Source organism: Flavobacterium sp. 9R (assembly GCF_902506345.1).
Taxonomy (GTDB): Bacteria; Bacteroidota; Bacteroidia; order Flavobacteriales; family Flavobacteriaceae; genus Flavobacterium.
Map to the genome: position 1 here is coordinate 1,951,682 of NZ_LR733413.1, position 23,656 is coordinate 1,975,337.

Sequence of the window (23,656 nt, forward strand, 5' to 3'; positions counted from 1 at the left end):
TTAAAGTTACAAGAAATTTTGTAACTCTAGTAAATGTTTCACTTGTTTGATTTTGGGGTCTACGGGAACTTGATTTGGATTGAAAAATATAGCTGTTAAACCAGCATTTATAGCCCCATTTACATCTGCATCGAGACAATCACCAATCATTACACTCTGCTCTTTTTTGGTATTGGCCACTTCGAGTGCGTGCTCAAAAATAATAGGGTTCGGCTTCTTAACTCTTGCCATTTCTGAATTGGTGATGGTTTTAAAATAAATTTCTAAATTAGAATTTCTAACTTTTTTATCTTGAACAGCAGCAAAACCGTTTGTAATGATATGCAAAGTATATTTCTTATGCAAGTATTCTAAAATATCAATAGTTCCTTCGAATAGAAAGTTATTTTCAGGCAACAAATCAATATAGTCAATTGCCATTTGATGAATTGCTGCGTCAGAAATGGCATATCCTAAAGCATCAAATGACAATTTCAAACGGTCATAACGCAATTGATTATGCGAAATTTGGTCATTTTGATATAATTTCCAACAAGCTTGATTAATTGGGATATATTTTTCTATAAATAAAGTCGTATCTACATCAGGATGATTTTTTTTGAAAATAGCATCAAAAGCCATTTCAGAATTTTTGTCAAAATCCCAAAGAGTGTGATCTAAATCAAAAAAGACATCGGTTATATTTTTTAACAGCATAAAACTTATTTGAATATTCGTTTATCGAAAGGGAAATCAATTTGGTCTATGATTTGAATTTGCTTAAAATCCTGATGAAACGGATTAATTAAGAAATTAAAATCTCCTTTGACTACAGCCGAAGGTACTTTCAGTATAGCAAAATCATTTTGTTGAATAAAACGGTCTCCAATTACAGCCGTATGAAAAGAGGAAGGAAACACATTCCAATCCGATTGTAAATCAGCAATTTTGACTTCGCTGATTTCGATAGTGTCAGGAATAGCAATGGTTAGCATTACAAAATCATTTGGTAAAGTAGCTAATGACAAATGTACTACCACTTCCGCCATAGCAAGTGCTCTACTTTCTGCTGTATAAATGATTTCTGTGCCTTTAGAATTCCATCTCGCACCACACATTGAAGCGCCTTTTCCAGATAATTCTATTGGATATTTCTTTCTAGCTAGTCGAAAAACTTCCATTACACAAAAATACCTTGGTCGATTTTTATCATTTCTTGCAAAACCATTTCTTTGCCGTAAGAATCTCGCAACAACTCAATTGGTTTTAGATTCCCTAAAGCATAAGACGGAAGCGTTAGCCAGCTGTAAAACTGTTCTTCTGAATCGAAAATTGCTCTTCCAACCGTTGTAACTTCAGCAAGTTCTAATATTTTTTCGGATTGTAAAGGTTTAAAAACAAAACTATCCTTGGCACGACTGCGTTGTAAAGATTTTGTGGATATTCCTAAGAAAAGCGCCCAATCTTCTTCATTAAATGGAGTTTGTTCTTGAATCAATTTAAAAAATTCATAGGGAATCCCTTCGCGAATGGCGTGAACAATTAGCATTTTATTCTTTAAGAAATCGGCATACGTCAATTTTTTATTTAAAACTTTGTAGCCACTAGTTTGTTCTAACTTTGAAACAAAAGAACGAACCATCGCATTAATAGCTGTGTGTGAATTTAGTTTAATTGCTTCCATAAAAAAGACATTTGTCTGCAAATATAAGACAAATGTCCATATTAAATACGTTAATTATAAAATTCCTTCATCAGCAAAGCTAAAATAACTATGCTCAGTGACAATTATATGGTCTAAAACAGGAATATCCAACTGTAGTCCAGCATTTTTAATTCTTTTAGTTACCTGAATATCGGCTTCGCTGGCTTGGAGTTTTCCTGACGGGTGATTATGCGCCAAAACAATTGCAACCGCATTTTGCTCTAATGCTATTTTAAATACTAATCGCACATCAACAATCGTCCCTGTAATTCCGCCTTTGCTGAGTTGTGCTTTAAAAATAATCTTATTCGCATTATTAAGATATACTACCCAAAACTCTTCGTGAGCTAACTCCCCTATAATTGGATACATTTCTTGATACATCACTTTACTGGAAGTTACTTTTACCAATTCGAGAGGGTTTTCTTCTTTTCTTCGTCGGCCTAATTCTAAAGCGGCTGCAATCGTAATGGCTTTGGCTTCACCAATCCCTTTAAATTCCATTAATTGAGTTAAAGATTGTTTTCCTAAAGAAGATAAATTATTATTGACGCTAGCTAAAATACGTTTACTGAGTGCCACTGCCGATTCATTTCTACTTCCTGAACCTATCAAAATGGCGACTAATTCGGCATCGCTTAAAGCACTTTTACCTTTGAGCATCATTTTTTCGCGAGGCTTGTCATCTTCAGACCAATGGGTAATAGGGAAATTAGTTGCTTCCAAATGCTAAATAATTAAAATTGAACACTATACTAGTTTAAAAAAAACATCGTTTTATAATAAAAGTAAAAAAATGAAAGCAATTTATTTAATTTTCCTACTAAATTATTTTTCGGCTACTACTACAAATCCAGCTTTTACATCAAATACAAGACCCTTTTCAATACAACTTTCGGAAGCTGCGCTAGCAATTATAAATCCAAATATCAAATATGACCCCACTTATTGTTCCATAAAATATCCAAATGGGGATGTTCCCAAAAACAAAGGCGTTTGTACCGATGTAGTAATAAGAGCCTACAGAAAACTCAATATTGATTTACAAAAAGAAGTACACGAGGATATGAAAGCAAATTTTCCAAAATATCCTAATCTCAAAAAATGGGGAATGAAGAAAACCGATACCAACATTGACCACAGAAGGGTTCCAAATTTGGAAGTTTTCTTTGAAAGAAAAGGTAAAAAACTATTAGTATCCGATAACGCTAAGGATTACAAAACCGGAGACATTGTCACTTGGATGATTAACGGAAAACTTCCTCACATAGGAATTGTAACTCATAAGAAAACAAGTGATGGCTTGCGCCCCTTACTTGTTCATAATGTTGGGTACGGACAAGTCCTAGAAGATTGCTTATTCAAATACAAAATAGTGGGGCACTTTCAATACGAGAAATAAAAAAAGGTGCCAAAAACTGACACCTTATCATTATTTTATCGACTCGATATTACAACATCAAATTTTTAACCTCATCAAAATTCAACCCTCCGTAATTTCCAGAGCTCATTAATAGCAATGCTGAGTTTTCTAAATTTTGATTAAACAAAAAAGTCTTGAATTCGGCTGGATTAGTATAAATAATTAAGTCTTCTCTATTGAAAGCTTTGGCTATTTGTTCATACGTCACTTCTTCGAGTTGCTTAATTTTTACGGCATCAGGAGAATAGAAAACCACGGCAACATCAGCATATTCAAGCGCTCCTTCGTATTCTTTTAAAAATTCAGCATTCAAACTGCTGTAAGTGTGTAATTCCAAACAAGCTACCAACGTACGATCAGGATATTGCTCTTTTACCGCTTTTGTAGTTGCCGCTACTTTACTCGGCGAATGAGCAAAATCTTTATAAGCCACTTTCCCTTTACCTTCGGCTATTTTCTCTAAGCGTTTCGAAGCTCCTTTAAAACTAGCAATCGCTTCATAAAAATCAGCTTCATCTACACCCATATTTTGACAAATCCATTTGGCTCCAGCGAGATTGTTCAAATTATGTGCTCCAAAGACTTCAATTGGCATAGGGCCTTCTGGCGTTTCTAAAAGTGTAACACCATCTTTTACTTCATAATTTGGAGTGGTATATGCCATTTTTCGAATAGGATTCGTAGCTGCTTCGGCCACTCTTTTCACTTCTGAATCTTCTGCATTATACACTAAAATCCCGCCATTGGTGATTTTGTCAATAAAAATCTCGAATTGATTCACGTAATTTTCATAGGTCGGAAAAACATTGATATGGTCCCAAGCAATTCCAGAAATCAAAGCAATGTTCGGTTGGTACAAATGAAATTTTGGTCTTCTATCAATTGGTGAAGACAAATACTCATCCCCTTCCAAAACCATAAAATCATTTTCTTCTGTAAGATGCACCATAGTATCAAAGCCTTCCAATTGGGCGCCCACCATATAATCAACTTCTATGTTATGATAGTGCATCACGTGCAAAATCATTGAGGTAATTGTAGTTTTTCCGTGCGACCCTCCTATTACAACACGGGTTTTGTTTTTGGATTGTTCGTATAAAAACTCAGGGTAAGAATAAATTTTCAATCCTAATTCTTGAGCTTTTAATAATTCTGGATTATCAGCTTTAGCGTGCATTCCTAGAATCACGGCTTCAATATCAGCAGTGATTTTTTCAGGAAACCAACCTAGTTCAGCAGGCAAAATTCCTTTTTTATCCAAACGAGATTTTGAAGGTTCGAAAATAGCATCGTCGCTACCCGTTACTTGATATCCTTTGTTGTGAAGAGCCAAGGCCAAATTGTGCATTGCACTTCCGCCAATAGCTATAAAATGAGTTTTCATAGTAAATTCTAGATTTATAAGTTCCAAATTCCAATTGAAATTTGATTAATTTTTTTCAAATTGCCCTTTTAGTTCTTGCGCTTTCTTAGGGTTGTTTAATTTTTTCAAATATAATTGATATAATTTTTGAAAAGTAACTTTTGAATTGCCAATTTCGTGCGCTTTTTTATATTGAATTTCAGCAGCCGAATAGCGGTCAAAATACTCCTCAATATGCCCACGTGACAAATAACCATCAACAGGAGAAATTTTCAATAACTCATTAGAATACTGTATTGCTTTCGACTGACTACCACCAACAATTCCGGGCAATTGCAAATTGAGTTCAATAAGTGCCCATCTCGCATCAATGTGTTTAGGCTCGAGAGTTATGGCCTTTTCAAAAGAGGAACGGATATCACCAATCATCCCCAAAGCCTTGAATTTATTCACCTCTTTAGCTTTCATCCCCATAACGCCACCACATTTGTAATGATAGTCGGCTTCATTTGGTTTTACTTTTTTCAACTTATTGTAATAGCCTAGCGCTTTATCCCATTGCTTTTGTTTTCCTGCAATATCGCCAAGATATTCGAGAGCTTTCAAATCATTTGGATTTGTTTTCAATACCGACTCAAACAAAGGAACTGCTTGTGCGTACTTTCCGGCTTCAAATAACTTTTCGGCTGTCTCGAAATTAGATTGTGAAACCATAAAAAAAGGAAATAGAATAAAAAACAGTACTGATTTTTTCATTCTTCAAAAATAAATAAATTTTAGAGTAAACAGACGCATAATTTACATTCAAGATAAACTATGACGAAATAAATAATACAAAGAAAAAATTAAAATCACATTCCCCTAACACTACTACCCTATTTTCGTAAAAACTTTATATGAAATCGATAACAACCAAAAGTTTGCCTAAGCAAACACCAAAGAGAAACAAATCGACCCGAGTGAAGCGAATTGGCGAAGCATACCATATGTGTCCATTAAAAATATAATTCACACATATGAAAAGTAAACGAAAAATTCCTCTAGTCGTAATTAGTGATGTGCACTTGGGCACGTATGGTTGCCAAGCCAAAGAATTACTACAATACCTCAAATCCATTCAACCGCAAATCTTAATTCTCAATGGCGATATTATCGATATGTGGAATTTCAGCAAAAGTTACTTTCCTGTGGCGCATATGAATGTTTTGAGACAAATCATAAAACTCTCCAATTTAGGCACAAGAGTCATCTACATCACAGGAAATCACGATGAAGCCCTTCGTAAATATTCGGATTTTGTTTTAGGAAATTTTGAGTTGGTCGACAAATTGATTTTAGAAATCGATGGCAAAAAAACGTGGTTCTTTCACGGTGATGTGTTTGATTCCTCCACCAGAGGCTACGCCAAAATTCTCGCTAAATTGGGTGGCAAAGGTTATGATTTGTTGATTCTAATCAATAGTTGCATCAATTGGTTTCGCGAATTGTTCGGTAAAGAAAAAAGAAGCTACTCCAAAACCATCAAAGACAGTGTAAAAAAAGCGGTAGCATTTATCAGTAATTTTGAAACTACAGCTGCTGAAATCGCTATAGAAAAAGGTTACAGTTACGTCGTTTGTGGGCACATTCATAAACCCCAAATGAAAATAATGGAAAACGAACACGGACAAGTGACTTATCTCAACAGTGGTGATTGGGTCGAAAATCTAACCGCTTTAGAGTACAAAAAAGGAAAATGGAGTATCTACCAATACCTTAAAGAACATTACAAAGATGCCGACACTTCCGAAGAAAAAACAAACAACGACATCGTTGTCAAAATCCTATCCTAATCTGTAAAATGAAAATATTCTACGCCATCCAAGCCACAGGAAACGGACACATTAGCAGAGCCATTCAACTCTACCCTTATCTGCAAAAATATGGCGAAGTTGACTTTCTCTTAAGCGGCACTTACGCTTCTTTAAATCCAAGCATTCCAATTAAATACAGAAGCAATGGATTAAGTCTTCATTACAGTCAATGTGGCGGACTAGATTATTGGAATATTGCCAAAAAAGTAAAACCTAACCAAATCTACAAAGACGCTCGCTCGCTACCATTAGACCAATACGATGTCATCATCAATGATTTTGATTCCATCACTTCATTGGCTTGTAAATTACAAAAAAAACACTCGGTATCTTTTGGTCATCAAGCCAGTTTCACCTCAAAACTAACCCCGCGACCCGAAAGAAAAGATGCCATTGGTGAATTAATTTTCAAACATTATGCGCCTGCTCCTCAAAACATAGGACTACATTTTGAGCGTTACGATGATTTCATTTTGCCACCCATCATCAAAGATGAAATCTTACACGCTGAGCCTAAAAATGGCGGACACATTACCGTTTATCTTCCTTCTTTTCAAAAAGAGTGTTTAGAAAAAGCCTTCCATAAATTACCCAACGAGCACTTTCATTGGTTTTTGAGCGATGTCAAAACAAAGCATAGAGTCAAAAACATCACTTATTATCCTGTAGACCAAGCGCTGTTCAACAAAAGTGTAATCAAATGCCAAGGTATCATCACTGGTGGCGGATTTGAAACACCTTCGGAGGCGTTGTACCTACGCAAAAAAATCCTTTCCATCCCCATTCGTAAACATTACGAGCAAGAATGCAACGCTGCCGCTTTAAAAAAAATGGGCATTCCTGTTATTTACGAAGTCGGTCAAGATTTCGATTTGATTATAGAAAATTGGCTCACCTTGCCTATGAATTACCCCAAAATCGAGGCCAATGTCATTCCACACACTTTAGACTTCTTGTTTGACACCTATCCCCAAAAACAAAACCGCCTCGAAATTAATCAAGACGGTCTTATCTATTAAAGTTTTTAGGAGCAGAAAAAATAGGCACTCTGGTTGTCATCGTCCCGCTATCCGCTACAATCTCTAGACTCGTTTGGTCACGAGTCTAGAGGATTTTCACTGCTATCGGGGCTAGAGAGCCACAACATTCTTTCTTGCCTTCAATTTTATTTTGAACTATTTTACGATAGTCATTTCATCAATAATATTTTGAGCTCCAGCATATTTGTCAATAATCCAAAGCACAAAACGAATATCTAAGTTGATGGTTCTTTGCAATTTTTTATCAAAAATAACATCACCTGCCATTGCTTCAATGTTACCATCAAAAGCAACACCAATCAACTCTCCCTTTCCGTTCAATACTGGAGAACCTGAGTTTCCTCCTGTAATATCAGTATCTGTCAAGAAATTTACTGGCATATACCCTGCTTTGTCAGCATACTGACCAAAATCTTTGGCTTTGTTCAACTCTAATAAACGAGAAGGCAAATCAAACTCAGCGTCACCCGCTTTGTATTTGTTTACCATTCCTGTCATAGTGGTGTAATTGTTAATTTTGGCATCGTTACGTTTGTCAGCAGGCAAAGCACGAACTTTTCCGTAAGTCAAACGCAAAGTAGAATTCGCATCTGGATACTGAATCGTATTCAATTTTGATTCTCTCAAACCTTCCACCAATTTACGGAAAGCGATAGCAAAATCATCATCAGCTTTGGCTTGTTCTGGCGATTTCGCTCTGATTTTGGTCATCAAATCATTAGAAATAACATACAAAGGGTCGTTAGTAATAGTTTCAACTTTAGGCTCTTTCAAAAACGCTAGCACTGCATCTTTCGAAGTAAAAATACTAGAAGTTACCGCCTTGTGTACATCATTGGTAAAATCACCATTATTCGCCGCTTTCATTTCAGCCACTTTTGGTGCCAAACCATATTCTGCAGCTTTTGCAGCATACAAATTCAATTGTGCTGTCAATACTTCTTTTTCAAGAGGTGCGTACAAACTTCCGTAAGCGCCATCAATTGCTGAAGTTAATCTTGGCAACATTTCGGCTCTCTTTGCTTCGTTTTCTTTAGCATAAGCGATTAAACCATTTCCTAAACTAGCAGGCAAAGTTCCGTAAGTCGCAGTACGCAATAATTGTGTCAAATAGTTATCGTGACGAGATTTTAAGTTGGTTTGCGCATAGTAGTTATTGATTGTAGCAATAACGTCTCCGTATTTCGCTTTGTTTTCAGCTTTGTTAGCCCAAGCGTTAAATTTAGCTTCTTCTTTCGTTTTGGTTTGAGCCGTTTTAGCTTTAGTCAAAGCATCAATCATCCCTTGACGGTTTTTCCAATAGTTAGCAGTAGACGCATATTTAGAAGCATATTGTAAGTTTACAGTAGCATCTTTAGTCATAAACTTTTTCATGTTGTCCATTCCTGTTTTGGCGCCTTCTACCCAAGCAGGATAAGCATACTTCACGTTTTGATCAATTCCATTAGCTGGCATCCATCTGTTAGTACGACCAGGATAACCTAAAATCATAGCATAATCGTTTTCTTGCACTCCTTTTAAGCTTATTGGTAAATAATGCTTAGGTTGCAACGGCACATTATCTTTAGAATACTCTGCTGGATTACCGTCTTTATCCGCATACACTCTAAACATAGAAAAATCGGCTGTGTGACGTGGCCATTCCCAGTTGTCAGTGTCTCCACCAAATTTACCTAAACTCTCCGTTGGAGTTCCTACCAAACGAACATCTTTGTAGTCTTGGTACACAAAATAGTAGTACTCATTTCCTTGAAAAAAAGGACGAACAGAAACGGTATATTTTCCGCCTTCACTGTTTTCTTTTTCAATCAAAGCCATTTCTTGTTGAATCGCTTTGTTACGCTCAGTTTCAGTCATTTTATCATTTACTTTTGATAAAATACGTTTAGAAACATCATCCATACGCACAAAGAAACGAACGAACAACGACTTTGGTTTTAGCTCTTGACTTTTGTCTTTGGCCCAAAATCCGTTTTTCAAATAGTTATTTTGTTCTGTTGACAATTCTGCAATCGCATCATACCCGCAGTGGTGATTGGTTAAAACTAGACCTTGTTTTGAAACAATTTCAGCAGTACATCCGCCATTGAATTGCACAATTGCATCTTTCAAACTGTGGTGGTTGATACTGTAAATTTCTTCGGCTGTCAATTGCAAGCCCATTTTTTCCATATCTCTATGGTTTAATCTTTCGATGAACATCAAGAACCACATTCCTTCATCTGCTTTTACAGGAAAAGCCATAAGGCATAAGGTCAAGAATAAGACAATCTTTTTCATATAGGTAAATATTTATTTTAGCATTGCGAATATAAGTCATTTTCGCATTTTAAACGACTTTTGATATTCCAAATCACATTTTACATTCTCTTAATTAACTTAATTTTATGAATTTTATAAAACAAAAAAAGGTGCTCTTTTTCAAGAACACCTTTTATATTTGAATGAAAAGAGATTATTCGTTCAACATTTTCCATAATTTATCTTTCAATTCGGTCAAACCTTGTTGGGCGACTGATGAAATGAACATATAAGGAACGTCTTTGAACTTAACATCTAATTCTGCTTTTAGTTCTGCTTTTAATTCGTCATCGAGCATATCGATTTTAGAAATAACCAACAAACGTTCTTTGTCTAACATCTCTGGATTGTATTTGGTCAATTCGTTAACCAAAATATCGTATTCCGCTTTGATATCTGGCGTATCTACTGGAACCAAGAACAACAGCGTAGAATTTCTCTCGATGTGACGCAAGAAATAATGCCCTAACCCTTTTCCTTCAGCAGCACCTTCTATAATACCAGGAATATCAGCAATTACAAACGACTGATAATCGCGATAGGCTACAATTCCTAAATTGGGTTTTAAAGTCGTAAACGGATAATCCGCAATTTTTGGTTTTGCAGAAGTTAACACAGACAATAAAGTCGATTTTCCTGCATTTGGAAATCCTACTAAACCAACGTCCGCCAAAACTTTCAGCTCAAGAATCACATCCATTTCAACACCAGGTAAACCTGGTTGCGCATACCTTGGGGTTTGGTTGGTCGAACTACGGAAATGCCAGTTACCTAATCCACCTTTACCTCCTCGAGAAAGAATTTGTTTCTCACCATCTTCGGTAATTTCAAAGAGTGTTTCACCAGTTTCTTTATCTTTTACCACTGTTCCCAAAGGAACTTCAATATATTTATCTTCTCCATCAGCACCCGTACTTCTATCGCCACCACCATCTCCACCGTGACCCGCTTTGATGTGACGTGCAAATTTTAGATGAAATAATGTCCAAAGTCCTTTATTACCTACTAGATAAATGTGTCCTCCTCGACCTCCATCTCCACCATCTGGCCCACCGTATTGTATAAATTTCTCTCTGTGCAAATGCGTAGAACCTTTTCCACCTTTACCCGATGAAACAAATATTTTTACGTAATCTACAAAATTTCCTTCTGTCATTTTTTCTTGTATAAAAGTCTAAAAGTCTAAAGGTTTAAATTTGTTCTGAGAACCAACAACATTAAACATTTAAACCCTAAACCAAATTAACCATTTAAGGCTTTCACCATTACTTTATCTATCTTAACCCCATCCATATCAATAACTTCTAGCTCAAACTTTTGCCAAATCAATTTTTCTCCTTGTTTTGGAATACGAGACAATTCGGTCATTATCAAACCACTCACCGTGGTTACTTCATAATCATTAATTAATTCATCTAACTCAAAAAAGGTTAAGAAATCGTGTAATGAATAATGTCCATCAACTAACCAAGAGCCATCTTCTCTTTCTATTAATTGAAAATCATCTTTATAAAACTCAGAAGCATCACCTACTAAAGCTTCTAAAATATCATTTAAGGTAATCACCCCTTGAAAATCACCATACTCATCAGAAACAAAGGCGTAATGGATACCTGTTTTTTTGAAATTCTCTAAAGCCGTGTAAGCGGTAGTTTGTTCCATAATAAAAGGTGCCTCGGTCATAATATCCGCCAAATTGAAACTATCATTTTCAAAATTAGAGAATATGTTTTTTAAGTTGACCACGCCTACTATGTCGTCAAAATTCTCGCCATAAACTGGATAAATGGAATGCAGTTCTTTCAACATTAACTGCCTTACTTGTTCTTTGTTGGCATTAAATGGCAAGAAAACTACAGACTTACGGTGCGTCATTAAGGAGTTGACTTTTCGGTCACCAATATGAAAAACGCGCTCTACAATATCTTGTTCAATTTCTTGTACTTCGCCTCCTTCAGTTCCTTCTTTGATAATGGCTTTGATTTCTTCCTCGGTTACTTTACCGTCTGCCGTAGGTTTGATTTGCAAAAGGTCTAAAATAGCATCTGTAGAAGATGTAAGTAACCATATAAATGGAGCCGTGATTATCGAAATAAATTTCATTGGCATCGCTACAGTCTTTGCAATAGACTCTGGGTGGTTGAGACCAATTCTTTTGGGCAACAATTCGCCTAATACTAAAGAGAAAAAGGTAAGAACGACCACCACAATCCCTACTGCAATGGAGTGGGCATAGGGTTGAAAAACTTGATAGCTTTGTATAAAAAGCTCTACATCTTTGGTGATTTTATCTCCAGAATAAATACCTGTCAAAATACCAATTAGGGTGATTCCTATTTGTACGGTTGACAAAAACTTATTGGGAGAATTGGCTAAATCTAATGCTGTTTTTGCACTTTTATTTCCTTTTTTTGCTGCTGTTTCTAATCTATTTTTCCTTGCTGAAATCAATGCGATTTCTGACATAGAGAAAACGCCATTTAAGAGTATTAGAAAAAAGATAATCAGTATTTCCAATTTTATGTTTGTTAGTTAAACTTCTTTTTAGCCCAGATGGAAGAGAAAAGCCCGGACTATTGTGGTTTAGTTTTTGTAAGTAGCGCTAAGCGACTAAAAGAAGCTTGGGCGATGCTTTACAAAAACAAACCACAAGAGGAGGACTTGTAACGTACAGCTGGAAATGCTTCTATAAATTATCGATAACTTGTGTAAGTCTTTCGGTAATTTCTTGAATACTTCCTATACCATCTACAGCGTGAAATTTGTTTTGCGCCTTATAATAATCCATCAAAGGAGCAGTTTTTTCATTGTATTCTTGGTAACGGTTTCTGATTTTTTCTTCGTCTTGGTCGTCTACTCTACCACTCGTTTTTCCTCTTTCAAGCAAACGTGCCACTAGTACTTCGTCATCAGCTTCTAGTGCAACAGTAGCGGTTACTTGGCTACCGATAGTTGGCAAAAAGGCATCTAATGCTTCGGCTTGAGAGATAGTTCTTGGGTATCCATCGAACAAAATTCCATTGGCATCCAAATTTTTGTTTACTTCGTCAATTAGCATTTTGGTAGTTAATTCATCTGGTACTAAATCTCCTGCGTCCATAAAAACACGAGCTTGTTTTCCTAACTCGGTATCATTTTTCAGGTTATAACGAAATACATCTCCTGTAGAAATGTGAACTAATTGGTATTTTTCTTTTAGGAATTCTGCTTGAGTTCCTTTTCCTGCACCTGGTTTCCCAAATAAAACAATGTTAATCATTTTTGTAATTTTAAAAGTGGCAACCTTATGGTTAAAGATTACCTTTTAATTAGTTATAGTAAATTTTAGTTATTCGCTTAGCTGATATACTTCGGATAGGTTTCTTCCCAATCCATCATAATCTAGACCGTAGCCAACGATGAATTTGTTTGGAATTCGGATGCCGATATAATCAATTTTAATATCTTGCTTGTAGGCTTCGGGCTTAAAGAAAAGCGTGGCAATTTTGAAATGCTTTACATTTTGACTTTTGAACAATTCTTTTAGCTCTACCAAAGTATTTCCGGTGTCTACAATATCTTCAAGAATCACAACTGACCTCCCTGAAAGGTCTTGATTCAAACCTATTAATTGTTTTACATTCTCTGTTGAAGAAGTTCCTTCATAAGAAGCCATCTTAATAAAGGTGATTTCACAAGGTTTTTTGTATTTTTTCATCAAATCTGAAACCACCATAAATGACCCATTCAAAACTCCAACAAAAACAGGAGTTTCATCGGCAAAATCGTCTTGAATTTGAGCCGCTAATTTGGTAATAGCAAAATCAATTTCGTTAGCAGAAATAAACGGAACAAATTGTTTATCGTGAAGTTGTATCATTATTTTTAGGTTTAAAATAATGCGCAAAGATACAGAATTCGGATTTGACATTTAACAATTGATTTTAAATTTGTATTTTTAAATTAAAACCATCCAATATGAGCGCTGAACTGTTGTCCCATCTAGATTATGTAAGTGGTTATCGAGACAAAAGAGTGCTGGCGGCACAATTTGTTTTGAACCATCCCGCTCATTTTGAAGAATTACTACACCTTTGCTTTGCTATTGAAGATGAAAAGTCATACAAAGCCTGTTGGGTTTTGGAACAAGTGACTTATAGTCAACTAGAATGGCTGCAACCGCATTTGGATTTTTTTTGTTCGCATTTAAATCAACTCAACAATGAAAGTGCGATTCGTCCAGTCGCCAAAGTAATACAGTTATTGGTTGAAAATCATTTTAAAAAGAACACCATAAAACTAAGCCCAAAACAACTAGAGCAAATAACAGAATGCTGCTTTGATTGGCTGATTTCTGACACTAAAGTAGCCGCCAAATGCTATTGCATTCGCACGCTATTTGTACAAGGAAAATCGAATGATTGGATTTATCAGGAGTTACAAATTATAATCGAAAAAGATTATCCTGCTCAATCCGCAGCCTACAAGGCAGTTTCGAGAGCCATTTTGAGGAAAATAAAATAGCATTTTCGGTTTCAATCATTATAAGTATCTTTGCCGTTTACAAACACACAACCATGAATTATTTTTCTTCTGATTTTAAATTAGGCATATTAGGTGGCGGACAATTAGGTAAGATGCTTTTGTTTGACACTCGAAAATTCGACATACAAACTTACGTACTCGATCCTAGCGACGAAGCACCTTGCAAAATAGCTTGTAACCGATTCTTCAAAGGCGATTTGATGGATTTTGAAACCGTTTATAATTTTGGAAAACAAGTCGATGTGCTGACTTTCGAAATAGAATTGGTGAATCTAGAAGCCATAGAAAAACTAGAAAACGAAGGCAAAAAAGTATATCCTTCGCCTAAAACCTTGCGTTTGATTCAAAACAAAGGCGTTCAAAAAGATTTTTATACACAACACAATATTCCCACCGCTCCCTATACTCGATTTGAAAATCTTGAAGCATTACAATTAGCTGTTGCATCAAGTGAAGTCGAGATGCCTTTTGTGTGGAAATGTACTGAATTTGGTTACGACGGAAACGGCGTAAAAGTGGTGCGAAAAGCTTCGGATTTGGATTTGTTACCCAATGTAGAATGTATTGCCGAAACGATGATTCCGTTCAAAAACGAATTGGCCGTTATTGTTTGTCGCAATCCATCGGGTGAAATCAAAACCTATCCTGTAGTTGAAATGGAATTTCATCCCGAAGCCAATCAGGTAGAATATGTAATCTGTCCTGCTAGAATCGATGAAAAAGTAGCCGGAAAAGCCAGAGCAATTGCGCTAAATGTTTCGCAACAATTTAACCACGTTGGCCTTTTGGCGGTGGAAATGTTTCAAACCGAAGACGATGACATCCTAGTGAATGAAGTTGCGCCTCGTCCGCACAATTCAGGTCATTACAGCATTGAAGCGAGTTATACCTCACAATTTGAAAATCATTTGCGTGCCATTTTGGATTTACCTTTAGGCAATACCGATAGTAAAGTGGCTGGAATTATGGTCAATTTGGTAGGTGCCGAAGGTCATTCAGGAGACGTGGTTTACGAAAACATCGAAACGATTTTAGGTTGGAATGGCGTTACACCACACATTTATGGTAAAAAGCAAACTCGTCCTTTCAGAAAAATGGGACACGTGACCATTGCGAATGAAAATATGGCTGAAGCAAGAAGAATTGCGGAGGAAGTTAAAAATACAATTAAAGTGATTGCACAATAATTAAAAATTTTAAAGATTGAAAGATTTAAAGATTGGAGTATTCCTTTTTAAATTTTTCAATCATTTCATCTTTAAATATAAAACAATGAGCAAAGTAGCCGTAATAATGGGCAGTATATCAGATATGCCTGTAATGCAAGACGCCATCGATATCCTTAACGGATTTGATATTGCAGTAGAAGTCGATATTGTTTCGGCGCACAGAACACCAGAAAAATTATTTGATTTTAGCCAAAACGCTCACAAACGAGGTATTTCAGTGATTATTGCTGGAGCGGGAGGCGCTGCACATTTACCAGGAATGGTAGCTTCTATGTCGCCACTTCCAGTAATCGGAGTTCCAGTAAAATCAAGTAATTCTATTGACGGTTGGGATTCTGTATTGTCAATTTTACAAATGCCAGGTGGTGTTCCAGTTGCCACTGTTGCCTTAAACGGTGCTAAAAACGCTGGAATTTTGGCAGCCCAAATCATCGGTAGTGCTGATAAATGCGTTTTAGATAAAATCGTCCTTTATAAAGAAGGATTGAAAGATGCCGTAAACAAAGCGGCTGAAGGATTGAAAAAATAGATACCTGACGAACAAATCGGCTATTTTAAATTAATAATCAATAAAAGTACGGACAGGTCGCTATCTTAAATCATAATAATAAAATATAAAGTACGGACAGGTCGCGACCTGTCCCTTCGGTAAAATATGGAAATTTTAACCTCTACCTTCAAAACGAAATACAATACTGCACCCTTTTCTCAGATAAAATTGGAGGATTACCAACCTGCATTTATCGAGAATATCGCTGCAGCAAAAGCAGAAATTGATGCCATCATCAACAATCCAGCAGCTCCGACTTTCGAAAATACTATCGAGGCCTTGGATTTTTCAGGAAACGCTTTGGACCGTTTATCTTCTATTTTTTTTAATTTGAATTCGGCCGAAACTTGCGATGAGATGCAAAAAATAGCCCAAGAAGTTTCGCCTTTGTTGACCGAATTCAGCAACGATATTACCTTAAACGAAGCCTTATTCCAAAGAATAAAATCGGTTTACGAGCAAAAAGATACCTTAAATTTATCCCCCGAACAAGCAACATTATTAGACAAGAAATTCAAAAGTTTTTCTCGAAATGGTGCCTTACTTTCGGAGGAAGACAAACTAAAATTACGCGAAATCGATACGGAATTGGCTAAACTCAAACTGACTTTCAGTGAAAATGTTTTAGCCGAAACCAACAACTACCAATTGCATTTGACTAATGAAGCCGATTTAAAAGGTTTACCAGAAGATGCTATTGAAGCAGCTAGTGCATTGGCCAAAAGCAAGGATTTGGAGGGTTGGATTTTTACTTTGGATTTTCCAAGTTATATTCCGTTTGTGACCTATGCTGACAATCGTGAATTGCGAAAAGAAATCGCCATCGCTGCTGGTAAAAAAGCCTTTCAAAATAACGAATTCGACAATCAAGCCATTGCCTTAAAAATTGCTAAGTTACGCTTCGAAAGAGCTAATTTATTGGGATATGAAACGCATTCTCATTTTGTCTTGGAAGAAAGAATGGCGCAACATCCTGACAAAGTCAAATCGTTTTTGAATGATTTGTTGACCAAAGCCAAACCAGCCGCTGAAAAAGAGTTTGCTGAATTATCTGCTTTCGCCAAAGAATTAGATGGCATTGAACAATTAGAAAAATGGGATGGCGCTTATTATGCTGAAAAATTGAAGCAAAAATTATTCAATTTGGATGACGAAAAGCTGAAACCTTATTTTCAATTAGAAAATGTTTTGAACGGTGCTTTTACTATTGCCAATAAATTATTTGGATTGACCTTCACGGAAATTTTCGACATCGATAAATACCACGAAGAAGTAACCACGTATGAAGTGAAAGATGAATTTGGCGAACTCGTTGCTATTTTCTACGCTGATTTTTTCCCAAGAAAAGGCAAACGAAACGGCGCTTGGATGACTTCTTTCAAATCGCAATACATCAAAGACGGCATAAACGAAAGACCACACATTTCGAATGTTTGCAATTTCACCAAGCCAACCGCCACCAAACCTTCATTACTAACTTTTAATGAAGTAACGACTTTATTCCACGAATTTGGTCACGGATTACACGGTATGTTGGCCAATACTATTTATCCAAGTTTATCAGGAACCTCAGTGTACTGGGATTTTGTGGAACTACCAAGTCAGGTGATGGAAAACTGGTGCTACGAACCAGAAGCATTGGCATTATTTGCGAAACATTATGAAACGGGCGAAATTATTCCACAAGAATATGTAGATAAAATAAAAGAAAGCGCTAGTTTCCAAGAAGGAATGGCTACGCTTCGCCAATTGAGTTTTGGTATTTTAGATATGGCCTTTCATAGTAACAATCCAAGCGCGATTACTAACATCAAAGCGTTTGAAAAAACGGCTTTTGAAGGCACCTCCTTATATCCTGATGTAGCTGAGAATTGTATGTCGGTTTCTTTCTCCCATATTTTTGCAGGAGGATATTCTTCTGGTTATTACAGCTACAAATGGGCAGAAGTGCTCGATGCCGATGCGTTTGCTTATTTTCAAGAAAAAGGCATTTTCAATAAAGAAGTGGCGACAAAATTCAAAGACAACGTACTTTCGAAAGGCGGCACCGAATTGCCAATGGAACTCTACAAACGCTTTAGAGGACAAGAACCAAAAGCAGATGCGCTTTTGAAAAGAGCAGGGTTGCTGTAAAAGATTGCAGATATTAGAATTTAGAATTCAAAGAAAATTCCGAAGTATTGCTACTTCGGAATTTTTTATTTCAAATAAACTTTCATTTATTTTTGAAAGTTTAAAAACTTTTACATACATTTGAACTATGGAATTCAAAGAAGCAAAAAATAAGTTCGTACAAACTTGGGGGGCATTAGGCTCGCAATGGGGCATTAACAAAACAATGGCACAAATTCACGCTTTGTTGATGGTTTCAAGCGAGGCTGTTTCGATGGAAGAAGTAATGGAAGAATTACAAATTTCACGAGGCAATGCCAGTATGAATTTACGAGCTTTGATGGATTGGGGAATTGTATATAAAGAATACAAGGCTGGTGAAAGAAGAGAATTTTTTACAGCCGAAAAAGATTTAGACGAGTTAGCAGTCAAAATTGCTAGAGAAAGAAGCAAGCGTGAAATTAAACCAGCACTTAAAATTTTAAAAGAAGTATCATCCATTCAATCCAATAACACAGCAGAAGAAATACAATTTATTGAGCAAACCACAAAACTCTACGATTTTGTTTTGAAAGCCGATAATGTTTTGGATAAAATCACTGAATACAAAGACAATTGGCTAACCAAATTGGTAGTTAAGTTTATGAAATAAAGCTAAAAAAAATTTAACACAAACTTTCATTTTTTTCTGAAAGTTTAAAACAAAATAAAATTATGAACCTCAACATCATTGGGTATTTTATTTACCTCATTATAACTGCTTTTAAAATTCTGATTGTTGGCAAAATCTGCTATAAAAACGGAAATATTTATGTTGCTGAATTACTCCCAAAACATAGGACTTTATCTCAAAAGACAAATCAAATACTACTATTAGCCTATTATCTTTTGAATATTGGTTACTGTGCAATGACTTTAATTTCGTGGGAAAGAATACTTTCAACAAACCAACTCATTGAAGTTATAGCTTTAAAAACTGCAATAATTGCTTTTATTCTTTCAGCACTGCATTACACAAACATTATGGTAATTACCAAATACATTAAAAAATTAATCAAATAACAATTAAATTCAAACATTATGGAAACGACAAAAATCCTTATCGGTTACAGCATCTATTTACCTGTTGCAATATTCTTGACTTACTACGTTTCAAAAACACTTTTTAAAAATGGAAAAATCTATATGCTAGATATTTTCAGAGGTAGAGAGGAAATTGCAAATGCAACAAACAAACTTTTTGAGACAGGTTTTTACCTACTTAATCTTGGATTCGCTTTGATGATATTAACTATTAGTGAGTATAAAAATGATTATCAAACTTTAATTGAAGCCTTAAGTTATAAAATTGGAGGGTTTTCAATCTATTTGGGATTAATGTTGTTTTTGAATTTGTATTTTTTCTTTAGAGGGAAAAGAAAAGCAAAAGAAGCACTACAATAGTAAAAGTCATTCTAACTGATAAAAATATGAAAGCAATAAAAAACTTAAACATCATTGCATTAGGAATCCCCTTGTTTATCTCTTTATTTGCACTATTCGAAAATGGACTCTTTCTATTGGCATTGTTATCGACTATGATAACAGGAGCAATTCAAATACTACTAGCTATAAAGTATTGGCAAGAACATCCAAAAAATGTTTTAATTAAAATTTACTTTTTAGGTGTTACTCTATTCTTTTTACTGTTATACCTCTACTCTACATTTTGGATTTGGTGTTTACCTCCCTTTTTATGCATCTATTTATCAATCTTAATTCATACCAATGAAATCAAATAAACTAATCATAGCAGCAGGAACAGGATTTTTAGGACAGGTTTTGACGAACCATTTTAGAGATAAATTTGAAGAAATCATTATCTTGACAAGAGGAGAATCAAAAATTAAGGATACTATAAAATATGTAAATTGGGATGCCAAAAAAACATTTTCTGGTTGGGAGAAGGAATTAGAAAACGCAACTGTTTTAATAAACCTTACAGGTAAATCGGTAGATTGTCGCTATACTAAAAAAAATAAAAAAGAAATTTTGTTGTCTAGAATTGAAAGTACAAAGATTCTAAACAAAGCTGTTACACGATGTGCAAATCCACCTAAACATTGGCTAAATTCTTCTACTGCTACCATCTATCGTTTTTCACTCGACAAAGAAATGGATGAAATGAATGGTGAAATTGGAAATGACTTCTCAATGAATGTGGCGCAGTCTTGGGAAAAAGCATTCTTCAAAACCGAAACGCCTAATACTTTAAAAACGGCTTTGCGAACATCAATAGTTCTGGGTAAAAACGGAGGCGCTTTTGTTCCTTTAAAGACTTTAGCTAAGTTTGGTTTAGGTGGAAAACAAGGAAAAGGAAACCAATTCATCAGCTGGATTCACGAAGACGATTTTGCAAGAGCAATAAACTTTATCATCGAAAACGAAATTACTGGAGTGGTAAATATTGTGTCGCCAAAGCCCATTACAAATAGAGACTTTATGGCACTTTTAAGTAAATCTGTAGGCGTACCATTTGTTGTCCCCATAAGTGAGCTACTATTAAAAATAGGCTCAATAATCATAAAAACGGAAAGTGAACTAGTTTTAAAAAGTCGTAATGTGATTCCGAAACGATTACAACAATATGGCTTTCAATTTGAATTCAGTACTTTAGAAAAAGCATTGAAAAACCTTTCATAAAATGACCACTATCACCTTAATCACGATTATAAACGCTCCGAAAGAGCTTGTTTTTGATGCCTTCAGAAATATAGATTTACATCAACAATCAACAAGCAAAACTAAAGAATTGGCAATTGCTGGAGTTACATCAGGTTTAATCAATTTAAATGAAACGGTAACTTGGAGAGGCCAACATTTCGGTTTGTATCTCACACATAAAAGTAGAATTACCGAAATGAACTTGTATTCGAACTTTAGGGATGAAATGGTTGAGGGAAGATTCAAATCTTTTCAACACAATCATTTTTTTGAAGAAGTAAATGGCTGCACAACAATGAAAGATGAAATACAATACGAAGTACCATTAACTATATTGGGAAAAATATTTGATAGTTTAATTTTGAAAAAACATTTAACCAAATTCATAACAGAAAGAAATCAATTCATAAAAAAAATAGTTGAAAAAAATTAAAAAACATCGTCTAATATGGAGAAAGATTCATATTAGAAAAACCGAAAAAAGGCATTTTCAATAAAGAAGTGGCAACAAAATTCAAAGACAACGTCCTTTAGAAAGGCGGCACCGAATTGCCAATGGAACTCTACAAACGCTTTAGAGGTCAAGAACCAAAGGCGGATGCGCTTTTGAAAAGAGCGGGGTTGATTTAGTCAATTTCAGTATTCATATAAAAAACCGAGGTAGCAATGCTTCGGTTTTTTATTTTCTAAAATATTTCTTATTTTTTTGTAACAATTAATAAGTGTTTCCGTATAATTAGAGATTTTATACCATAACGATATTCTAAAATAACACAGGGCTGTTGTAACTTCAAAAAGGGATTTCAATTATATAATACAATTTGAATTCAGAAACTAAAAAAGGAAATTACAGTATTTTTCTATAGTCATTATCTATAAAAATCAAACATAGTAATAATCAAAAAAATATTTCATAATGACTGCAATTCTAGATTTTTGGTGGGTATTTTTACTTGTTTTATCCATCGTTCTTTACAAATTTGTTTTAAGAGTTTTCTTTGGAATGGTTATCGTTCCCGAGGACAAAATTGGATTAGTAACAAAAAAATTCGTACTCTTTGGTGCGGATAAATCATTGCCTGACGGAAGAATTATAGCCACTAAAGGTGAAGCAGGTTTTCAAGCTCAAACACTAGCTCCAGGTTTGTATTGGGGAATGTGGATTTGGCAATTTTCAGTAGATATGACCCCATTTACTATTATCCCTGAAGGAAAAATTGGATTAGTGTTGAGTAAAGATGGTAAAGAAATTCCAACGGGACGCATCCTTGCAAGAAAAGTAGATAGCGACAACTTTCAAGACGCTACTGCTTTCTTAACTAATGGTGGACAAAAAGGAAGACAATCCGCTTTTATAACCACTGGATCTTATCGTATCAATACCTTTTTGTTCGAAATTGTAATCGCCGAACAAATAAAGATTTTTGAAAATATGGTTGGAATTGTAACCGCATTAGATGGTGATCCAATTCCACAAGGACAAATTGCAGGTAAATATGTAGATGGTCATAATAATTTTCAAGATTTTGACTATTTCTTAGAACAAGGTGGAAATCGTGGTTTGCAACCTCAAGTAATGCTGGCAGGTTCCTACTACATCAATACTTGGGCAATACAAATAGAACAAAACCCTATGACAGATGTGCCAATTGGTTATGTTGGAGTTGTCATTTCATATATCGGTGAAGACGGAAAAGATGTTACGGGAGACACCTTTAAACACGGTAATATTGTATCAAAAGGGCAACGTGGTGTTTGGATGGAACCGTTTGGTCCAGGTAAATATGCTTTGAATAAATACACTACAAAACTTGAGCCTGTTCCAACAACAAACCTAGTACTAAACTGGGCAAATGCAAGAAGTGAATCACACGACCTTGATAAGAATCTATCAACAATTACCGTTCGTTCAAAAGATGGTTTCCCTTTTAATTTGGATGTAGCACAAATTATTCACGTTCCCGCGAACGAAGCACCAAAAGTTATTGCACGTTTTGGTAGTATGACCAACTTAGTGTCGCAAGTTTTGGAACCAACTATCGGTAACTATTTTAGAAACTCAGCGCAAGATAGCGATGTAATTTCATTCTTAAGTACTCGTAAAGAGCGTCAAGAATCAGCTAAAAATCATATCAAAGCAGTATTGGATGAATACAACGTAAATGCTGTCGACACCTTAATTGGTGATATCGTTCCTCCAGATTCTTTAATGAAAACGTTGACTGATAGAAAAATTGCGGAAGAGGAACAAAAAACCTATCAAACCCAAAGAATGGCGCAAGAACAACGTCAAGGTGTTGAAAAGGAAACAGCTATTGCTGATATGCAAAAAGAAATCGTAAAAGCCTCTCAAAGTGTTGAAATTGCTCAAAGAACTGCTGATGCGACAGTTAAAAAAGCAGAGGGAGACGCTACAAGTTTGAAACTTAATGTAAATGCAGAAGCTGAGGCTACTAAAATGCGTGCCAACGCAGAAGCAGAAGCTACTAAAGCAAGAGCTGGTGCACAAGCAGAAGCGACTCGATTAAATGCTAGCGCAGAGGCTGAAAAAATTTCTAAAACTGGTTTAGCAGAAGCTGAAAAAATCAAGGCTATTGGTCAATCTACAGCTGAAGCGTATCAATTACAGGTATCAGCTATGGGCGGTGATAACTTTACTAAATATAAAATTACCGAAGAAATTGGAAAAGGAAATATCAAAGTAATTCCTGATGTCTTAATTTCAGGAACAAATGGTTCTGAAGGTGGAATCAGCGGCTTACTAGGTATGAAACTAATGGAGATGATGGATGCCAAAACTGACAAACCAGCTCCTAAAAAATAATTTTTTTGATCCCAGTGAATAAGCCGTCTCATTTGAGACGGCTTATTTTT

The 23,656-nt window shown here is 35.4% G+C and carries 25 protein-coding genes and 1 pseudogene; 15 read left to right on the top strand and 11 right to left on the bottom strand.

Going from position 1 to position 23,656, the window contains the following annotated elements:
- Positions 1-6: 6 nt before the first annotated feature.
- The 4 genes from FLAVO9AF_RS08720 to radC are packed head-to-tail and all read right to left on the bottom strand — an operon-like array spanning position 7 to position 2,410.
- Complete coding sequence (locus tag FLAVO9AF_RS08720; RefSeq protein WP_201296290.1) at positions 7-696, bottom strand: YjjG family noncanonical pyrimidine nucleotidase; 690 nt, start codon at positions 694-696, stop codon at positions 7-9.
- A gap of 5 nt (positions 697-701) precedes the next feature.
- Positions 702-1,160, bottom strand: coding sequence for an RES family NAD+ phosphorylase (locus FLAVO9AF_RS08725; RefSeq protein WP_159687139.1), 459 nt, complete (start codon positions 1,158-1,160; stop codon positions 702-704).
- On the bottom strand, positions 1,160-1,663 hold the full coding sequence (locus FLAVO9AF_RS08730) for an antitoxin Xre-like helix-turn-helix domain-containing protein (protein ID WP_159687142.1): 504 nt from the start codon (positions 1,661-1,663) through the stop codon (positions 1,160-1,162). Before FLAVO9AF_RS08730 ends, FLAVO9AF_RS08725 begins: the two co-directional genes overlap by 1 nt.
- 54 nt (positions 1,664-1,717) lie before the next feature.
- Positions 1,718-2,410, bottom strand: a complete 693-nt coding sequence (gene radC, locus FLAVO9AF_RS08735) for a DNA repair protein RadC (RefSeq protein WP_159687146.1) — start codon at positions 2,408-2,410, stop codon at positions 1,718-1,720.
- Between the two features lie 70 nt (positions 2,411-2,480).
- Between radC and FLAVO9AF_RS08740 the strand changes: the two genes are divergently transcribed.
- Entirely contained in the window at positions 2,481-3,086 is a 606-nt protein-coding gene (locus tag FLAVO9AF_RS08740; protein ID WP_159687148.1) for a DUF1287 domain-containing protein, read from the top strand.
- 49 nt (positions 3,087-3,135) lie between these two features.
- On the opposite strand, the gene murC is transcribed toward FLAVO9AF_RS08740, so the two are convergent.
- Positions 3,136-4,491, bottom strand: coding sequence for a UDP-N-acetylmuramate--L-alanine ligase (murC, locus tag FLAVO9AF_RS08745; protein ID WP_159687151.1), 1,356 nt, complete (start codon positions 4,489-4,491; stop codon positions 3,136-3,138).
- 45 nt (positions 4,492-4,536) lie between these two features.
- The gene (locus FLAVO9AF_RS08750; protein ID WP_159687153.1) at positions 4,537-5,226 is read right to left on the bottom strand and encodes a lipopolysaccharide assembly protein LapB; all 690 of its coding nucleotides are present in this window, start codon (positions 5,224-5,226) and stop codon (positions 4,537-4,539) included.
- A 260-nt stretch (positions 5,227-5,486) separates the two neighbouring features.
- Between FLAVO9AF_RS08750 and FLAVO9AF_RS08755 the strand changes: the two genes are divergently transcribed.
- Both FLAVO9AF_RS08755 and FLAVO9AF_RS08760 read left to right on the top strand, forming a co-directional pair.
- Complete coding sequence (locus FLAVO9AF_RS08755; protein WP_159687156.1) at positions 5,487-6,302, top strand: UDP-2,3-diacylglucosamine diphosphatase; 816 nt, start codon at positions 5,487-5,489, stop codon at positions 6,300-6,302.
- An 8-nt stretch (positions 6,303-6,310) separates the two neighbouring features.
- Positions 6,311-7,342 carry a glycosyltransferase family protein gene (locus FLAVO9AF_RS08760; protein ID WP_159687160.1) on the top strand — a complete coding sequence of 344 codons (1,032 nt, stop codon included), beginning with the start codon at positions 6,311-6,313 and terminating at the stop codon, positions 7,340-7,342.
- 156 nt (positions 7,343-7,498) lie between these two features.
- Here FLAVO9AF_RS08760 and FLAVO9AF_RS08765 read toward each other — a convergent pair whose 3' ends face one another.
- The 5 genes from FLAVO9AF_RS08765 to hpt form a co-directional block, all read right to left on the bottom strand.
- Positions 7,499-9,643 (bottom strand): S46 family peptidase, encoded by a 2,145-nt coding sequence (locus FLAVO9AF_RS08765; protein WP_159687164.1) that lies wholly within the window; start codon positions 9,641-9,643, stop codon positions 7,499-7,501.
- A gap of 175 nt (positions 9,644-9,818) precedes the next feature.
- On the bottom strand, positions 9,819-10,820 hold the full coding sequence (gene obgE, locus FLAVO9AF_RS08770) for a GTPase ObgE (protein WP_159687168.1): 1,002 nt from the start codon (positions 10,818-10,820) through the stop codon (positions 9,819-9,821).
- Positions 10,821-10,906: 86 nt separating this feature from the next.
- Entirely contained in the window at positions 10,907-12,130 is a 1,224-nt protein-coding gene (locus FLAVO9AF_RS08775) for a hemolysin family protein (RefSeq protein WP_236552302.1), read from the bottom strand.
- Between the two features lie 220 nt (positions 12,131-12,350).
- The gene (locus FLAVO9AF_RS15675; RefSeq protein ID WP_236552303.1) at positions 12,351-12,923 is read right to left on the bottom strand and encodes an adenylate kinase; all 573 of its coding nucleotides are present in this window, start codon (positions 12,921-12,923) and stop codon (positions 12,351-12,353) included.
- Between the two features lie 69 nt (positions 12,924-12,992).
- Positions 12,993-13,523 carry a hypoxanthine phosphoribosyltransferase gene (hpt, locus tag FLAVO9AF_RS15680; protein WP_236552304.1) on the bottom strand — a complete coding sequence of 177 codons (531 nt, stop codon included), beginning with the start codon at positions 13,521-13,523 and terminating at the stop codon, positions 12,993-12,995.
- A gap of 98 nt (positions 13,524-13,621) precedes the next feature.
- Between hpt and FLAVO9AF_RS08785 the strand changes: the two genes are divergently transcribed.
- The 12 genes and pseudogenes from FLAVO9AF_RS08785 to FLAVO9AF_RS08835 all read left to right on the top strand — a co-directional run bounded on the left by FLAVO9AF_RS08785 (position 13,622) and on the right by FLAVO9AF_RS08835 (position 23,606).
- Complete coding sequence (locus FLAVO9AF_RS08785) at positions 13,622-14,167, top strand: hypothetical protein (RefSeq protein ID WP_159687175.1); 546 nt, start codon at positions 13,622-13,624, stop codon at positions 14,165-14,167.
- Positions 14,168-14,220: 53 nt separating this feature from the next.
- Positions 14,221-15,375, top strand: coding sequence for a 5-(carboxyamino)imidazole ribonucleotide synthase (locus tag FLAVO9AF_RS08790; protein ID WP_159687179.1), 1,155 nt, complete (start codon positions 14,221-14,223; stop codon positions 15,373-15,375).
- 85 nt (positions 15,376-15,460) lie between these two features.
- Positions 15,461-15,946 (top strand): 5-(carboxyamino)imidazole ribonucleotide mutase, encoded by a 486-nt coding sequence (purE, locus tag FLAVO9AF_RS08795; RefSeq protein WP_159687181.1) that lies wholly within the window; start codon positions 15,461-15,463, stop codon positions 15,944-15,946.
- Between the two features lie 126 nt (positions 15,947-16,072).
- A complete protein-coding gene (locus FLAVO9AF_RS08800) occupies positions 16,073-18,100 on the top strand; it encodes a M3 family metallopeptidase (protein WP_159687184.1) in 2,028 nt (675 codons plus the stop codon).
- 127 nt (positions 18,101-18,227) lie between these two features.
- Complete coding sequence (locus FLAVO9AF_RS08805; RefSeq protein ID WP_159687186.1) at positions 18,228-18,731, top strand: GbsR/MarR family transcriptional regulator; 504 nt, start codon at positions 18,228-18,230, stop codon at positions 18,729-18,731.
- A gap of 62 nt (positions 18,732-18,793) precedes the next feature.
- Complete coding sequence (locus FLAVO9AF_RS08810) at positions 18,794-19,141, top strand: hypothetical protein (protein WP_159687189.1); 348 nt, start codon at positions 18,794-18,796, stop codon at positions 19,139-19,141.
- Between the two features lie 18 nt (positions 19,142-19,159).
- Positions 19,160-19,522 carry a hypothetical protein gene (locus FLAVO9AF_RS08815; protein ID WP_159687191.1) on the top strand — a complete coding sequence of 121 codons (363 nt, stop codon included), beginning with the start codon at positions 19,160-19,162 and terminating at the stop codon, positions 19,520-19,522.
- 26 nt (positions 19,523-19,548) lie between these two features.
- On the top strand, positions 19,549-19,860 hold the full coding sequence (locus tag FLAVO9AF_RS08820) for a hypothetical protein (protein WP_159687194.1): 312 nt from the start codon (positions 19,549-19,551) through the stop codon (positions 19,858-19,860).
- Complete coding sequence (locus tag FLAVO9AF_RS08825) at positions 19,847-20,761, top strand: TIGR01777 family oxidoreductase (RefSeq protein ID WP_159687196.1); 915 nt, start codon at positions 19,847-19,849, stop codon at positions 20,759-20,761. The genes FLAVO9AF_RS08820 and FLAVO9AF_RS08825 overlap by 14 nt, the downstream gene beginning before the upstream one ends.
- Before the next feature lies 1 nt (position 20,762).
- Entirely contained in the window at positions 20,763-21,215 is a 453-nt protein-coding gene (locus tag FLAVO9AF_RS08830; protein ID WP_159687199.1) for an SRPBCC family protein, read from the top strand.
- 44 nt (positions 21,216-21,259) lie between these two features.
- Positions 21,260-21,412 (top strand): annotated as a pseudogene (locus tag FLAVO9AF_RS15685) (M3 family metallopeptidase); the annotation flags it as partial.
- A gap of 286 nt (positions 21,413-21,698) precedes the next feature.
- Positions 21,699-23,606 (top strand): SPFH domain-containing protein, encoded by a 1,908-nt coding sequence (locus tag FLAVO9AF_RS08835; protein ID WP_064716216.1) that lies wholly within the window; start codon positions 21,699-21,701, stop codon positions 23,604-23,606.
- The last annotated feature ends 50 nt before the right edge of the window (positions 23,607-23,656 follow it).